Origin of the sequence: Flavivirga spongiicola (assembly GCF_030540825.1) — a bacterium.
GTDB classification, from domain to species: Bacteria; Bacteroidota; Bacteroidia; order Flavobacteriales; family Flavobacteriaceae; genus Flavivirga; species Flavivirga spongiicola.
Genome location: NZ_JAUOEO010000001.1, coordinates 2,771,214 through 2,787,760, shown reverse-complemented (window position 1 = coordinate 2,787,760; position 16,547 = coordinate 2,771,214). Strand labels below are relative to the sequence as shown.

The following is a 16,547-nucleotide window of genomic DNA, read 5'->3' as shown; positions in this document are numbered from 1 at the left end:
GCAAAAGTTTAAATGAGTTCTCTAAATAAAATTTACTTAAAAAAGCTGTCTTCTTAAAGGCAGCTTTTTTTATTAGTTATCCAAATAAACTTTCGTTAAAAAGTACTTAGTTGAACTAATACCATTTCCAATTGAATTATTTACTTTTATACTAATTATAATTCTATGAGTATACAACCTATTGGTATTTTCGATTCTGGTATTGGTGGCACTTCAATATGGAAGGAAATTCATGCGCTTTTGCCTAATGAGGACACCATCTATCTGGCCGATAGTTTTAATGCTCCCTATGGTCAAAAGGGGAAGGGAACCATTATTAATTTAAGTATTAAAAATACTGAGTATTTAATTAATAAAGGTTGTAAACTTATTGTTGTAGCTTGTAATACAGCAACCACAAATGCGATAGACTACCTTCGAAGTACTTACAACATGCCATTTATTGGGATTGAACCTGCCATAAAACCTGCAGCATTGCAGACCAAAAGCAACGCTATTGGTATTTTAGCAACAAAAGGTACTTTAAGTAGTGCATTATTTTCTAAAACATCTGATATGTTTGCCAGTAACATAAATGTTATTGAGCAAATTGGTGAAGGTATTGTAGAACTTATAGAAAGTGGTAAATTACAATCTGACGAAATGAAAAGACTTTTAGAAGTTTATCTAAAACCAATGATTGATGCCCATATAGACTATTTAGTTTTAGGGTGTACACACTACCCCTATTTAATATCTTTATTGGCTGAATTACTCCCTGATCATGTTAAAATCATCGATTCTGGTGAGGCCGTTGCGAGGCAAACAAAAGCTATCTTGAAGAAAAACAACTTATTAAATATAGAAACTTCAAATAACAAAAACTGTTTTTATACGAATGGGAATCCAAGAATTATGCAATCACTTTTAGATTCTAAATTTGTTGTTGAATATTTAGATTTTTAACTCAATTGACTCTATCCCTTGGTAAACCAGCTTGAGTATTTAATATAGTTATTAGCAATTCTATTAATTTCACCAGAAATAAGTGCTTCACTAATATTCTTTACTTTTTTTGCAGGAACACCTGCATAAATACTGCCAGCCTCTACATGAGTATTTTGGGTAACTACAGCTCCTGCTGCAATAATACTATTACTTTCTATCACACAACCGTCCATAATAATACTACCCATACCAACCAAAACATTATCTTGAATGGTACACCCATGCACAAGAGCATTATGGCCAATAGATACATTATTACCTATATTAGTTGGTGATGTTTTATAAGTACCATGTATAACCACTCCGTCTTGTACATTTACTTTATTACCCATTTTAATATAGTTAACATCACCTCTAACCACAGCACTAAACCAAATACTACATTGGCTACCCATAGTTACATCACCTACAATAGTTGCATTTTCAGCCACGAAACAATCATCTGGTATTTGTGGAGATTTTCCTTTTACTGGTAATATTACTGGCATAATAAATTCCTTTGAAAAAAGGAATCTTGTGAACGTTTCATAATGATTCCTTTTAGTTATTACTAATTTTAATACTTAAAACTTCTTTTCATGAGATTTCCGCCTTCGCGGAAATGACAAAATATTCTATTTAAAATACGACAATAAATCTGATTTTTTTGAGGCCGACACCATAACTTCCTTTCCGTTACTTAGTATTACACTGCCTCCTTTTCCTTTTACATATTTTACAACTTCATTTACATTGACTAAATATGATTTGTGTACTCGTGCAAAACTAGCATTGTTTAAAGCACCTTCAAAATACTTGAGTGTTTTACTTACCAACTTTTTTTTATTCGTATTGAGATAGATTTCAGTGTAATTGTCATCGGCTTTACAGTATAAAATATCAGACATATTTATAACCTCAAAACCATCTAACTGCGGAATGGTTATTTTACCAAGAACTCCATTCGTTTTTGGAATGAGCACCTGGTCTTGAAGCGCATCTTCTTTCGTTTTAATTTCGGTAACATAATCAACTGCCTTTATAAGTTCATCGATGGAAATAGGTTTCATTAGATAATAAGATGCATGTGCATTCAAAGCATCGATAGCATAATGATTGTAGGCCGTTACAAAAACGGTTTCGAAATTAATATCTCCTACCCTATCTAATAGGTCGAACGCATTACCGTAAGGCATTTCTACGTCTAAAAACACTAAATCCAATTCATTATTCCGAATGAGAACCAAAGCCTCTTCTACGTTAGCAGCTTCCCCTAAAACAGTTACATTAGGACAGTATTTTTTGAGATAATTCTTTAAAATATCTCTGCTTGTTTCTTCGTCTTCGACTATAATAGAATTTAGTTTCATAATGCTTTCCCGCGAAGGCGGGAATCTTTTTAATTATTATTTAATGGATGCTTCGACCCTTCGATAAACTCAGGGCAGGCTAAGCTCAGCATGACAGCACAATCATAAATTATCTTTTCGTTTTCATTTGTTCAACATTTATAAATCAAAAATCTACAATCGTTAATCGTCAATCCTTTTTTCATAAATACTTCGACAAGCTCAGCATGACAGCACAATCATAAATTATCTTTTCGTTTTTATTTATTCAACATTCGTAAATCAAAAATCTACAATCGTATATCATTAATCTTTTAAATTTTTAATAATACTATTGAATAAATTTAATTTATCCAAAATCAACAAAGCTAAATAGACAAAACCTGCTATAAAAAATAAAATGACTATTAACTGCAAATAAGTTGAAACGGTCCAACCTAGAGCCACTTTTATACGATGCATCAAACCTATTTTATTTTCTGTACCCTCTATTAATGAAAATTTAATGGTGCAAAATTCATTTTCTTCGTCATAATTTCCTAATTGTACCCCCAAACCTTGCAGTTCTTCCTCAATGCTTAATATCCTATTCTCTAAATTTATATATTCTTCTATTTTACCTCCCTTAGACTTTAATTCAATTAAGGACGTTCTAATTTTTAAAAGTGATTCCTTTTTAGCATTAAGTTGTTTGTATTCGTTCGTTTTATCTTTTTTCGTAATTTCTTTAGATTGAACTTTTCCAATTTTTGAAAGCGAATCATATAAAGACTCAAATTTCTCCGGTTGTACACCAATTAATAACTGTAGCCTTCTATATCCTTTGTTACCACTATTTTGCTCAAATTGAATAATGGCTCCTTGTCTCTTAATTTCTTTATCCAATATTTCTTTTTCTCTTTCAAATTCAGAAGATTTAGTATTTACTGTAGCAATTTTTTCATACTTCTGATCTACATCAATAACTGCCGGAGCGTTGTTTGAAACCGTATTAATTTTATACTTTTTTGAAGCATAATTGACTCTAGTACTTGTAATCTCTTGAAAAAACAAATCACTTTCTTGAATATTATTATTAGGATATTCAGTGTAGCCATATATTATTCTAAATACGAATAGAATTATGAACAATAGTATTAAATAGAAGACTCCTTTTTTCAATCTTTTTTTGAATGTTTGTTTCATTTTTAATCCTTTTTTTAATAGATCGACCCTTCCATAAACTCAGGACAAGCTGAGCTCAACATGGCAGAACATCTATAAATTATCTCTTCGTTTTTATTTATTCAAATTCATAAATCAAAAATCTACAATTATAAATCGTTAATTGTCAATCCTTTTTTAATGTTACTACAACTTTAGTTCCTGCATCTTCTTCATCCTTAAAATCATCGACAAATACATCTACTCTATCTTTATACATCTCGTTTAAAATAGAGACGCGCTTTTTAATATTACCCATCCCTTTCGAGTTTTGTTTTTGCTGGTGCTTCGTTTTTAAAGCTTTTGATTTTTGTCGTCCAATACCATCATCTATGATAGTGATTTTTATTTCGTCTGATTTAGTTTGAGCAACCTCAACCTCTAAATGTCCTTTTGATTTTTTATAACGTAACCCATGCCACACAGCATTTTCAATATATGGTTGTAACAGCATTGGAGGTATTACAAAATCCTGAACATGAATGTTTTCATCAATATTGATACTATAATCAAACTTATCTTGAAATCTGAAATGTTCTAATTTGGTGTATAATTCTAACAATTCGATTTCTTTTTCAAGAGGAATAAAATCTTCTTCACTATTCTCTAAAACGGCACGCATTAGCAATGAAAAATCGGTAAGATATTTATTGGCTGTACGTTCATCATTTGAAGCAATAAAACTATTTACAGAATTTAGCGCATTAAATATAAAATGTGGATTCATTTGACTGCGCAAACTTTTTAGTGCTAACAAGTTATTTGCTAATCGTTGCTGTTTTATATACTTAAACATTAAAAGCGCTCCAAGTAATAACAATAAAACACCGCCTATAAGCGAATAAATTATAAGTTTTTGTCGTTTAGCTTGCTCTATGGTTAGTTCATATTTACTTTCGGATAACGCTCTGTCGCTCTCTAAACTTAAAATTCTATTTTGTTTAGTTACCAAATCTTTACTAAATCTTGTAACTTGAGATATCTCCTGTTCTTTTTTACGATAGAGTTCATCTATAACACTCACATAATTTTCAAATGCAGAAAGGGATTTTGTATAGTCCCCGGTTGTTTTATAAACTTCATATAATTTTCTGGTAGCATCTTTTTGAACTACCAAATCGGCTTTATCATTAGCTTCTTCAATGCTTTCTTCTAAAAATGTAATGGCATTTCCAAAATCACGTTGTTGCGCATAGGCATTACCAATTTTATAGTTTTGTTTTTGGGGTGTTAAAGCGCTTTCGTTATCTAAAACAGAATCATTCTCAAAATCACTTATATCCTCTAGGGCCTGTTTTCTTAATTCTATTTCACTTGAATAATTATTATTGGCGCTTTGAAAATCCGCAACCTTAATTTTTTCTTCAATCGCTCGTTTTTTATTTTGTGTACTTGCAAGCTTCATAGACCTGTTAAAATACCCTTCTGCTTTTTGAGACTCTCCTTTTGCGTTATAAGCTTGCGCTATTTTTGAATTTAAATCGGTTATTTTTGGTGTTATTAAATGCTTTCGAGCAACAGCTAACCCCGCTTCATAATTATCAATTGAAAGCTGGTGAGTTTTGGTTAAAAGATAGACATCACCAATACCTTCGTATAGTTGAACTAATTGCCAATTAGATAATTCTTTTTTATTAATTTCTTTATAGGTTTCTAAACTTTCCTGATAGTTATTATTCTGTTTATACGCAGCTGCCAATTTTAATTTAACAGTATTGGTTCTTACGTTTTGATCACTAATTCTATAATTAGAAACAGCTAAATCGTATTGTTTCCAATACATATAAATATCACCTAAGACCTCATAAGTTTCGGCATGTTCTTTTACAGAATTACCTTCAACAAGAGCCTGTTCAATAAATTGAATACTGCGTTTCGCATCTTTTTTTAAATACGTTTCAGCAGAATCTATTAATGATTTAAATTGGTTGGGGTTTGATCTAGAAAACTTTTTTCGCTTATATACAACTTCATCTTTATTAGGTTCTACCTCAACCGTAATACGTTCATTACTAAGAATCGTATAATATACTGTTTCAAAATCTTTATGCTTTATAATAAGTTCGTCTCCTTTTTTTGCTTCAATTCTAAAATCACCTGCATAATTGGTAGTCGTATAAGCACCTCCATTAACTTCAATATTCACATTTGGAATAGGTTTGCGCGTATCACTTTCAATCACAGAACCTCTTACAATAAATCTCGGTTCTTGATTTACAAACTCATCATTTACTTGAGCAAACATAAATGTTGTACCAAGTATCATGCATAAAAACCATATGTATTTAACAATTACTTGCATGTGCTATTTTATAATAGATAAACTTACGCACTTTCATTGGTATAATAAAATGGCAATTTTACAAATCTGTGTTTTTTTAACACTAAAAAGATATGGTTACACATTTAAAGGCACCCTTTACTCAATCAAACTTAGGTTTTACTCATTCTGCTTTTTTTAAGAAATAAGTTGAATATAGATTTACAGTGTTAGAACTCGTTTAGACTTTTTGGATTTAAGCGAAAATTAGAAGTTTTTAGTTCTGTTGAAGTCTTTTTTGAGTTGCATAGCATAGCTACGGAAGAAGAAAAAGACAAAAAGAGGGCTGAAAACAGCAATTTTTTAGCAAATTAAAAAAGTTTAAATGAGTTCTTAATCAAAAAAAACAATAATCATATGAAAATCACAAAACACCTCATTTTTATCATCCTTTTTTCTACCATCACTTTTGCTCAAAATGGAGAAAAGAATTTTATTGATCAACCTTATATTGAAGTTACTGGACAAATTGAAACCGAAATTATCCCCAATGAGATTTATCTCAATATCGTTCTCAATGAAAATGATAAAAAAGGTAAAGTAAGTATTGAAAAGCAAGAAAATCAAATGATCTCAACCTTAAAATCGCTTTCAATTGATTTGGAGAAAAACTTTTCAATTCTTGGCTTTAATGGCTACTATCAAAGAAAGTTTTTAGCAGACGATCAAGTCACTAAAACAAAACGTTATGAGTTAATTATTAATAACGGTGAAATACTCGGAAAAGTATTTCAAGCTTTAGATAGAATAGATGTTTCAAATATCTTAATTGCTAAAACGAGTCATACAGACATTGAGAAAATTAGAAGAGAAACAAAACTAAAAGCACTAAAAGTCGCCAAAGAAAAAGCCAGCGATTATGCTTCTGCAATTAATCAGACATTAGGAAAAGCTTTATTTATTAAAGAAATACAAAAGACTATAAATAGTAATTACAGCAACGGCCTTAACACAATAAATGAAGTCGTAATTACTGCTTATGGCAGGAGGTCAAAACAGGAAAAAATTCAAGACCTAAATCTTAAAACAATTATAGTTTCTGAAACTGTATTGGCAAAATTCATCTTAAATTAAAAAACTTAAATATCATGAAAACACACTTTAAAACATTCTTATTCTCTATGGCATTAATAGCCTTTATAGCTTGCAATGCAAACAACAAAAAACAAGACTTTGTATATACTTCAATAGAAAAAAAGCACCATGACCCTAGCAAACAATTTATTAAAGTCGCTCTTTTATTAGACACTAGTAATAGTATGGATGGTCTTATAGACCAAGCAAAAGCACAACTTTGGGATATTGTAAATGAATTGTCTTATGCTAAATGTGGCACTAATAAGCCTAATTTAGAAATTGCTTTATACGAATACGGTAATGACAGATTAAACGGAAACGAAGGTTATATTAGACAAGTATTAGCCTTTAGCAACGATTTAGATGATATTTCTAAAGAGCTATTCTCTCTAACTACCAATGGTGGTGAAGAATATTGTGGACAAGTCATACAAACCTCATTAAATCAATTAAACTGGGGTAAAAACCCGGACGATTTAAAGCTTATTTTCATTGCTGGTAATGAACCATTTACACAAGGGAAAATAAATTATAAAGATGCGTCAATCAATGCAAAAGAAAAAGACATTACTATAAATACGATTTTTTGTGGTGATTACAATCAAGGTATTTCTACCTCCTGGAAGGATGGTGCTCAATTAACCAATGGTGATTATATGGCTATAAATCAAAATAAATCAACGGTGCATATTGCATCGCCTTATGATGATGCCATTTTAATTTTAAATCAGAAGTTAAACAAAACTTATGTGGTTTATGGACAAATAGGAAGGCAAAAAAAGGCCCTTCAGATGGAACAAGATTCTAATGCAGGAAATTATAGTAAAGCAAATGCAGTAAGCAGAACGGTAAGTAAAAGTTCTCATTTATATAAAAACAAAACATGGGACCTGGTTGATGCAGTTGAAGACGAAGAGGTCGTTATTGAAGATATTAAAGACGATGCCTTACCTGAAGAACTAAAAGGAAAAACTAAAGCCGAAATTAAAACGTATGTTGCTGAGAAAAGCAAAGAACGAGACGCTATCCAAAAAAAGATTCAGGAACTTAATACGAAACGTAAAGAATACATCGCGAAACAGAAAAAAGGAGTTGATAACGGCTTGGAAAATGCCATGACCAAAGCCATAAAAGAACAAGCAAAAAGAAAAAAATATAGTTGGAAATAAGAAAGATAAATTTTATAACCCTTACAAACCAAGTATCGTTGAAGCAATCTTACAAATTGGAAACTTTAAGTTTAAAATATCGCATTCACCATCGTTCTGAAATTATAGCAACAGACTAAAGTTGAATTTATGCTATAAAGTGTTCTAAATTTTATATGAGCAAGAATTAAAAACGGGTTTATCTTTTTAGAGTTAAACCCGTTTTTTTAATATAAATAAAGCATTCTTTTCGATTAAGAATTGATTTAGAATAAAATCTAATTATGAGATGTTATAAAGATTCCATGACTAATTTGCCCATATGAAATCGGTCGATCATTAATTTTAAGTTCTGGAAAACCCATGCGATTTATATTTCCAAAACAAAATTAGAACATTTATCTTTAGACTCTAAATTGCCCCTAATTTGAAAAGAGCCAATTCAATAAAATCTTTACTCCTCAAAAATTTTATTATTGGAATGTCTTTTATATATATATTAAGCCCATTACAAACTCAAGTATACAGATTGCTTCACAAAATATCGCACCATCTGGTATTAGAAAATCACCACAAAGAAAAGCATTCGGATGACAACAACCATCATGACCATATGTTTCTATCTAACTTTTCTTTTTCAGAAAAGCATCATCATAACAAAAAAGAGCATGCAGAACATCATACTCACGAGTTCCTGTCTTTTATAAGTTCAATTTTTTATATGGGTCATACCCAAAATGACACAGAAAAGCACCCTTTAGATATTAAACTAGACAAGCATATTCTCCCTAAAAAAAGAATCGACCAAGAGCAGTTCTCGTTAGTTATGCGTTCAATAATTTGGTTTTATGACTCTAGGATAACCAGTTGCGAATTGGATGTTAATATCCCACCACCCAAAACAACTTCAACATAAGGTATTTTCAATTTTTCAAGTTCATGGATATATTAAATCTGTGAACCTTGGCATCCCTATATCCATTATAATGGTATTGGGAGTATCATTTTTGCTATTCCAAAATCAAGGCTTTGGGATAGCGAATCGATTGCTTGTACCTTATAATACCAATACATCACAAAATAGGTCTTCCAGTTGGGAGATCATTAAACATTCATAAAATTTAAAAAATGAAATATATAATAATGGCATTATTAATGCTTTTTAGTTATGCTATTTACGCCCAAAATTTGAAGGGAAAAGTAGTCGATAAAAATAATCGACCCCTTGAAGATGTTGGTGTTTTCAATCAAAACACAGGAAAGCACAGTCATACGGATGCTACAGGTTCATTTACCATAACCAATACATACGTGAAGGATTCGGTTTATTTTTCTAGCCTAGGCTACAAAACAAACCTTATCAAAGTATCACAAGAAAACTTAAGCACAAGGATAACAATAGTTATGGAAGAATCGGGTATTTCGCTTAATCAAGTGGTTGTAACATCAGAACTTAATACGCTAAGCCGTATTGTGGATGTAGACGTACAGGTCAATCCTGTAAAATCATCACAGGAAACCTTACGTAAAGTCCCTGGTTTGATAATCGGACAGCATGCTGGGGGCGGTAAAGCAGAACAGATATTCCTTCGAGGCTTCGACGTTGATCATGGTACAGATGTAGCCATTAGCGTGGACGGTATACCTGTAAACATGACCAGCCATGCACACGGGCAAGGTTATGCCGATTTACATTTTGTAATTCCAGAAATTATAGAAAATGTAAATTTTGGCAAAGGGCCCTATTATGCAGAAATAGGAAACTTTAATACCGCAGGCTATGTTGATCTCCGCTTGCGAAAAACGCTGAAGAAAAGTTTGGTCTCTCTAGAAGCAGGGCAATTCAACACATCGCGATTGTTAGGAATGTTCAATTTTTTCGAATCGGAAAATAGTAATGCCTATCTAGCATCAGAACTTTATCTAACCGATGGGCCATTCGATGCTTCACAGAATTTCAACCGCATCAACATTATGGGTAAATATAATTATAATTTATTCGGAAATCAGGAATTAAATCTTACTGCTTCTCATTTTGAAAGTAAATGGGACGCATCAGGACAAATCCCCCAACGATCGGTAAACCAAGGTCTTATAGGAAGATTCGGAGCTATTGACGATACAGAAGGAGGCCAAACAAGCAGAACCAACCTCTTGGCAAACCACACCAAGGCAATCGATGAAAAGCAACTTTTAAAGACCAAGATGTTCTTATCTCTATACGATTTTGAGCTATATTCTAACTTTACTTTCTTTTTAGAAGATCCTGTAAATGGTGACCAGATACATCAAAAGGAACATCGTATTATTATAGGAGCTGAAAGTGTGTTCCAAAAGAAACATATAACTTTAGGTAATAATGTTCAATTCGAATATGAATCAGGAATTGGATTTCGGTATGATAATACTGATGATATTGAGCTATCAAGTACTTTGAACCGCCAAACAATACTTAACAGAATATCCTTAGGGGATGTGGACGAAGTAAATACTTATGGATTTTTAAATACAGAGTTTAAAACTGGGAAATGGACTTTCAACCCTGCGCTACGGTTGGATTATTTCAAGTTCGACTATATGAACAAAATCACAGAAACCTATGATAATCAAAGTGAGTCTAAAGTTGCTTTTAGCCCCAAATTAAATACCATCTTTTCGGTGAATAGAAATTGGCAGCTCTTTCTCAAATCCGGTATTGGATTCCATTCTAATGATACCAGAGTTGTCGTAGCCAACAATGGGGAGGATATACTCCCTGCTGCCTATGGGGTAGATTTGGGTACCATCGTAAAACCAACCGACAAATTGGCCTTGAACGCTACGCTTTGGGGTTTGTTCCTAGAACAAGAATTTGTCTATGTAGGCGATGCTGGAATTGTTGAACCCAGCGGAAAGACACGCCGTTTGGGTGTAGAATTTGGCACACGCTATCAGGCCACAGATTGGTTGTACTTGTATGGGGATATAAACTATACCTATGGAAGAAGCACAGAAGAAGCTGACGGGGAAGATTTTATTCCCCTCGCTCCAGACCTGACTTCATCTGGGGGCATCTTATTGAAAGGTCTTGGCCATTTTTCAAGTGCATTGACTTATCGTTTTGTAGACGATAGACCAGCAAACAAAAATGATTCGATAACAGCTGAAGGCTATTTTGTTACCGATTTTAATCTTGATTACAAATGGAAAAACTGGACGTATGGCATTATTGTAGAGAATCTTCTTGACACAAAGTGGAACGAAACTCAATTTGCTACGGAAAGCCGTTTGTTTAATGAAGCTTCCTCAATCGAGGAAATACATTTTACGCCAGGCACCCCTTTTTACATTAGAGGAAAAGTATCCGTGTCCTTTTAAAATCAAGACATTTTTTCAAAGGGAGTTGTAAAATACTCCCTTTTTAGTTGATATTTTTTCTTCTATATAAAACCAATTGTAAATAATACCACTTTGAGTATAACTTCATTACTGAAGATCTTATTTTAAGTAGATACAATATTTTCCGTTACATCGTACTTCTCCACCTAGCAATGGCTACTATTAAAAAAGGAGGCGTGTTAATTAACCGCAGGACATCTACACTCGTAACGTTTTCGTTTACAATTAAAATTATATCCTAGTGTAAATTGATGAAAACCTCCATTAGTAAATACCACCGCATTTGTTTGATACGTATAAGTATATGCAAACATAAACTGGTTATAATTAACACCTAAAATGGGTGTGATTTGTTGTAATTTTTGGCTGCTAACAGCATTAGAACTCGTTAAGAATTCAGCACCATCTAAACTTGTTCTGTATGACAAACCTCCCCAGATTTTGCCAAAATCCATTTCCCTATAAGCTTTCGCATTAATATCAATCGAGGACTCTTTTGTTCCGTCTTTATGCTGAAACATTAATGAAGGTTCGTAACTCCATTTACTTCCATATTTACTATAAACATATCCTGCAGAAAGTAAATAACGTCTTAAATTACTTGTTATCTCAATATCATTATTAACTCCGGCATTTTTCAATAGATTCTTCACCGTACCATGTGCATAAAAATCCAGATAATGATAAGAAAACCCAAAATCCATATTAAAGTTACCTTCGTTTTGTACAGTCCCATCAATTATAGGGTCTGGACCATCAAACAAAAAAGAGGTTTCATCTAATTTATATTGAATAACCCCTGCACTTAAACCAAAGGACAACATGTTTAAATCAACTTCGCTTCTGGAAAACATTAAATGGTGTGCATAAGTAACGTAGGCTCCCGTTTGTGAATGATACCCATTCTTATCAGTATATAATATACCTCCTATAGCAGACTGCGAATCACCTATTCTACCGTTTAAACTTAATGTTAAAAGTTTTGGTGCATCTTCCTGTCCAAACCATTGTTGTCTTCCAGTTAATCTAATCTTAGAACAGTTAGCTACACCCGCCATAGACGGATGAATTAAATAATAATTATCCGTGAGGTAATCAGTATATATTGGCAACCCTTCTTGAGAAGTTGCAATATGAGTAAAAAACACCCCTATGACTAGCACTAAAACATTTTTCAATTTCATAAATTTCATCCCAAGTAGGCTTTTGGTTAAATGTTAATATTTTGATTATTAAAGTTTTAAATATAAAAAAGATAAAGTCAAAATTTCACCTTTTGTCCCAAACTTTAAGTCACAGAACTCAAATATATAGATAACTACGTTTTCTTTTAGTATTTTTGTAAAAAATTAGCTAAAATGAATACTTTCAAGGTTTCCGTGCAAGAAACGTCCAATAATGCCATCATTAAATTTGAATTAAATCAATTTATAACAAAGCATCAAAGCTTTGAATTTAATAATATAGATGAAGCAAAAGCATCACCTTTAGCACAACAATTATTTTATTTACCATTTGTAAAAAAAGTTTACATTTCCGGAAATTTTGTTGCTGTAGAGCGCTATGATATAGTTGAATGGAACGATGTTCAAGATGAAGTTGCCAAACAAATTGAAGCTTATTTAAATGACGGAGGGGTAGTCATTGAGGATTCAGCTGTTACAAAAAAAGTTCCTGTAACGGTCTATGCTGAGAGTACACCAAACCCAGCAGCCATGAAGTTTGTTACTAATAAAAAAATAGTAACAACGCTTTTTGAATTCACATCCATTGATGAGGCTAAATTATCACCATTGGCAACAGAATTATTTCATTTTCCTTTTGTAAAAAATGTCTTTATAGATGAAAATTATGTGTCGATTACTAAATACGACATGGCTGAATGGCAAGATATCACCATACAAATTCGTGAGTTTATAAAAAGCTATATTGAAAATGGAAAAGAAGTAGTATTGCCTAATGCTGCTGAAACTTTACAAAAATCGACAACACAACTGGATAGTCACTTCGAAACGTTAGATGATACATCCAAAGAAATAATAAATATTCTTGAAGAGTATGTAAAACCGGCTGTAGCTAGCGATGGTGGTAATATTCAATTTATATCTTATGATAAAAACACAAAAAACGTAAGTGTGATGCTACAAGGCGCATGTAGTGGATGTCCATCATCTACTTATACTTTAAAAAGTGGTATCGAAAACATGTTAAAAGAAATGCTTCCGGGTAAAGTTAAAATGGTAGAGGCTATTAATGGTTAATTTATAAACATTGTGACTTTTTTACTTTTTGTGTATCTAAACAAGTGTAAACAAAAGTGAAAATTCAATAATTTATAATTTAAAAAACATTATGTCAGTATTAAAAGTAATTGAAGTTTTATCAAACTCAGATAAAAGTTGGGAAGATGCCACAAAAAAAGCAGTAAAACATGCTTCTAAAAGTGTAAAAAATATTCGTTCTGTATATGTTCAAGACCAAAGTGCCAGCGTAAAAGATGGTGAGGTTACCGAATATAGAGTGAATCTTAAAATCACTTTTGAAGTCAATTAAGTTTGCATTTAATTTAAAAAACATAAGCGTTCCTTTTGAACGCTTTTTTTATGCCTAAATTTCGCTAACTTTGGTGAATGAAGCATTTACAACCTCTCCTATTCATTATTTTAATAATAAGCTGCAAAGGTCAGAACACAAAATCTATGGAACATAAATATACCAACGACCTGATACATGAAACAAGCCCATACCTATTACAACATGCTCACAACCCCGTAAACTGGAATGCCTGGAATAAAAACACACTAGCTAAAGCTAAGGCAGAAAATAAATTATTATTAATTAGTGTTGGTTATGCCGCTTGCCATTGGTGCCATGTTATGGAACATGAAAGTTTTGAAGATAGTTTGGTCGCTCAAATAATGAATAAAAATTTTATTAATGTGAAAGTTGATAGAGAAGAACGCCCAGATGTAGATCAGGTATATATGAATGCCGTTCAGCTTATGACAGGAAGAGGCGGTTGGCCTTTAAATGCTATCGCATTACCAGATGGAAGACCTATTTGGGGAGAAACCTACGTCCCTAAAAAACAATGGATGAGTGCCTTGGAACAAATCTCAAAATTATATGTTGAGAAACCTGAAAAGCTTTATGAATATGCCGATAAACTAGAGCAAGGGTTAAAGACTTTAGACATTGTCACTTTAAATACAGACGAACCCGTTTTTAAGACTGATTATATATCTAGTGCTATTAAAACATGGTCTGCGCAGTTTGATAATAACCAAGGCGGTATGAATAGGGCTCCTAAATTTATGATGCCTAATAACTATCATTTTTTATTAAGATATGCTTATCAAATAGATGATAAAAAATTACAAGACTATGTTAATTTAACACTCAAAAGGATGGCTTATGGTGGTATTTTTGATCAAATAGGTGGTGGTTTTTCAAGATACTCAGTGGACGCAAAATGGCATGTGCCTCATTTTGAAAAAATGCTTTACGACAATGGGCAATTAGTAAGCTTGTATTCGGACGCTTATCTCATTACTAAAAATGAGTTGTATAAAGATATTGTCACAGAGACTTTAGATTATATAAAAAGAGAGATGACCACCGAAAATGGTGCATTTTACTCATCACTTGATGCAGATAGTAATACTCCAGAAGGCGAATTGGAAGAAGGCGCTTTTTATGTTTGGCAAAAAGATAGCTTAAAGACTATTTTACAAAACGATTATGAATTGTTTTCAGATTATTACAATGTTAATAGCTATGGCCTTTGGGAGCATGATAACTATGTCTTAATTAGAAGGGACGATGATGAAAAAATAATCAAAAAATACGATTTAACAAAAGACCTCTTAGCTGAAAAGAAAGAGCATTGGAAACAAACTTTAACAGCTATTCGTAATAAGCGTTCTAAACCACGTTTAGATGATAAAACACTCACCTCTTGGAATGCTTTAATGCTTAAAGGGTATATTGATGCTTATCGCGTTTTTGGTGATCCTTCTTATTTAGCATCTGCCGAAAAAAATGCTAATTTTATAATTAACAATCAATTGCGAGAAGATGGTGGTTTAGATCATAACTACAAAAACGGAAAAAGCAATATTAATGGCTATTTAGAAGATTATGCAGCAACCATTGATGCCTTTTTAACACTTTATGAAAACACATTAAATGAAACATGGTTAACTACTGCCAGAGATTTAGCTAATTATACTTTCGACCATTTCTTTGATGAGGGAAGTAAAATGTTTTATTTCACATCGGATGAAGATGAATCTTTAGTCTCAAGAAGTATTGAATATAGAGATAATGTCATTCCTGCAAGTAATTCTATTATGGCAAAAAACCTGTTCAGACTATCTCATTATTTTGATAATACGCATTATAGTAAAACTGCTATAAGCATGTTAAATAATGTAAAACCGGAAATGCAAGAATACCCATCGGGCTATTCTAACTGGTTTGATTTAATGCTAAACTATGCGAACCCTTACTATGAAGTTGCCATCGTAGGAAAAGATGCAAAAAATAAAATTGCTGAGTTAAACAAAACGTATATTCCTAATAAACTTATTGCTGGCAGTACTTCAGATAATAGTTTACCTTTATTAGAAAATAGATACAACCCAGATAATACGCTTATTTATGTTTGTGTAAACAAAGCCTGTAAACTTCCAGTATCTGAAGTTGATAAGGCCATAACACTATTAAAAGAATGACTTTTTTAACCATCTTATTAATTTCGGTAGTTGCTTTTGAACATATATATTTTCTTATTTTAGAAATGTTTTTGTGGACGAAGCCAAAAGGTATAAAAACCTTTGGGTTAAAATCTAAGGAATTTGCCGAAGAAACCAAAGTTCTAGCAGCAAACCAGGGACTATATAATGGTTTTTTGGCTGCAGGGCTAATTTTTTCTATCATACAAAAAAATATAATATTTGCTGTTTTTTTTCTTATTTGTGTGACTATTGCAGGCATCTATGGGTCTTACTCTACAAAGAAAATAAAACTATTTTATGTACAAGCCGTTCCCGCTATTTTGGCTTTGTTAAGTTGTTTCTTTTAAAAAGATAAAACCTTTTAATC

At 32.2% G+C, this 16,547-nt stretch carries 14 protein-coding genes; 9 read left to right on the top strand and 5 right to left on the bottom strand.

The window, feature by feature from the left end:
• The first annotated feature begins 165 nt into the window (after window positions 1-165).
• A complete protein-coding gene (murI, locus tag Q4Q47_RS11185; RefSeq protein ID WP_303306741.1) occupies window positions 166-945 on the top strand; it encodes a glutamate racemase in 780 nt (259 codons plus the stop codon).
• Window positions 946-956: 11 nt separating this feature from the next.
• Here murI and Q4Q47_RS11180 read toward each other — a convergent pair whose 3' ends face one another.
• The 4 genes from Q4Q47_RS11180 to Q4Q47_RS11165 all read right to left on the bottom strand — a co-directional run bounded on the left by Q4Q47_RS11180 (window position 957) and on the right by Q4Q47_RS11165 (window position 5,820).
• A complete protein-coding gene (locus Q4Q47_RS11180; RefSeq protein WP_303306740.1) occupies window positions 957-1,475 on the bottom strand; it encodes a gamma carbonic anhydrase family protein in 519 nt (172 codons plus the stop codon).
• A 126-nt stretch (window positions 1,476-1,601) separates the two neighbouring features.
• Window positions 1,602-2,336 (bottom strand): LytR/AlgR family response regulator transcription factor, encoded by a 735-nt coding sequence (locus Q4Q47_RS11175; RefSeq protein WP_303306739.1) that lies wholly within the window; start codon window positions 2,334-2,336, stop codon window positions 1,602-1,604.
• Between the two features lie 285 nt (window positions 2,337-2,621).
• Complete coding sequence (locus Q4Q47_RS11170) at window positions 2,622-3,500, bottom strand: DUF4349 domain-containing protein (RefSeq protein WP_303306738.1); 879 nt, start codon at window positions 3,498-3,500, stop codon at window positions 2,622-2,624.
• A gap of 145 nt (window positions 3,501-3,645) precedes the next feature.
• The gene (locus Q4Q47_RS11165) at window positions 3,646-5,820 is read right to left on the bottom strand and encodes a histidine kinase (RefSeq protein WP_303306737.1); all 2,175 of its coding nucleotides are present in this window, start codon (window positions 5,818-5,820) and stop codon (window positions 3,646-3,648) included.
• A gap of 375 nt (window positions 5,821-6,195) precedes the next feature.
• On the opposite strand from Q4Q47_RS11165, the gene Q4Q47_RS11160 reads away from it, so the two are divergent.
• The 4 genes from Q4Q47_RS11160 (at window position 6,196) to Q4Q47_RS11145 (ending at window position 11,420) form a co-directional block, all read left to right on the top strand.
• Window positions 6,196-6,912: an SIMPL domain-containing protein gene (locus Q4Q47_RS11160; RefSeq protein ID WP_303306736.1), complete on the top strand. Its 717-nt coding sequence runs from the start codon at window positions 6,196-6,198 to the stop codon at window positions 6,910-6,912.
• Between the two features lie 14 nt (window positions 6,913-6,926).
• Entirely contained in the window at window positions 6,927-8,084 is a 1,158-nt protein-coding gene (locus Q4Q47_RS11155; RefSeq protein WP_303306735.1) for a vWA domain-containing protein, read from the top strand.
• 460 nt (window positions 8,085-8,544) lie between these two features.
• Window positions 8,545-8,979 (top strand): hypothetical protein, encoded by a 435-nt coding sequence (locus Q4Q47_RS11150; RefSeq protein WP_303306734.1) that lies wholly within the window; start codon window positions 8,545-8,547, stop codon window positions 8,977-8,979.
• A 212-nt stretch (window positions 8,980-9,191) separates the two neighbouring features.
• Window positions 9,192-11,420, top strand: coding sequence for a TonB-dependent receptor (locus tag Q4Q47_RS11145; RefSeq protein ID WP_303306733.1), 2,229 nt, complete (start codon window positions 9,192-9,194; stop codon window positions 11,418-11,420).
• A gap of 200 nt (window positions 11,421-11,620) precedes the next feature.
• Here the strand turns inward: Q4Q47_RS11145 and Q4Q47_RS11140 are convergent, their stop codons facing one another.
• Complete coding sequence (locus Q4Q47_RS11140; RefSeq protein ID WP_303308463.1) at window positions 11,621-12,625, bottom strand: PorP/SprF family type IX secretion system membrane protein; 1,005 nt, start codon at window positions 12,623-12,625, stop codon at window positions 11,621-11,623.
• 174 nt (window positions 12,626-12,799) lie between these two features.
• Here Q4Q47_RS11140 and Q4Q47_RS11135 point away from each other — a divergent pair, with 174 nt between their 5' ends.
• From Q4Q47_RS11135 to Q4Q47_RS11120, 4 genes are all read left to right on the top strand, one after another.
• The gene (locus Q4Q47_RS11135; RefSeq protein ID WP_303306732.1) at window positions 12,800-13,702 is read left to right on the top strand and encodes a NifU family protein; all 903 of its coding nucleotides are present in this window, start codon (window positions 12,800-12,802) and stop codon (window positions 13,700-13,702) included.
• A 91-nt stretch (window positions 13,703-13,793) separates the two neighbouring features.
• The gene (locus tag Q4Q47_RS11130; RefSeq protein WP_303306731.1) at window positions 13,794-13,994 is read left to right on the top strand and encodes a dodecin family protein; all 201 of its coding nucleotides are present in this window, start codon (window positions 13,794-13,796) and stop codon (window positions 13,992-13,994) included.
• Window positions 13,995-14,140: 146 nt separating this feature from the next.
• Window positions 14,141-16,177 (top strand): thioredoxin domain-containing protein, encoded by a 2,037-nt coding sequence (locus Q4Q47_RS11125; RefSeq protein ID WP_303306730.1) that lies wholly within the window; start codon window positions 14,141-14,143, stop codon window positions 16,175-16,177.
• Window positions 16,174-16,527 carry a DUF1304 domain-containing protein gene (locus tag Q4Q47_RS11120; RefSeq protein WP_303306729.1) on the top strand — a complete coding sequence of 118 codons (354 nt, stop codon included), beginning with the start codon at window positions 16,174-16,176 and terminating at the stop codon, window positions 16,525-16,527. Before Q4Q47_RS11125 ends, Q4Q47_RS11120 begins: the two co-directional genes overlap by 4 nt.
• Window positions 16,528-16,547: the final 20 nt, after the last annotated feature.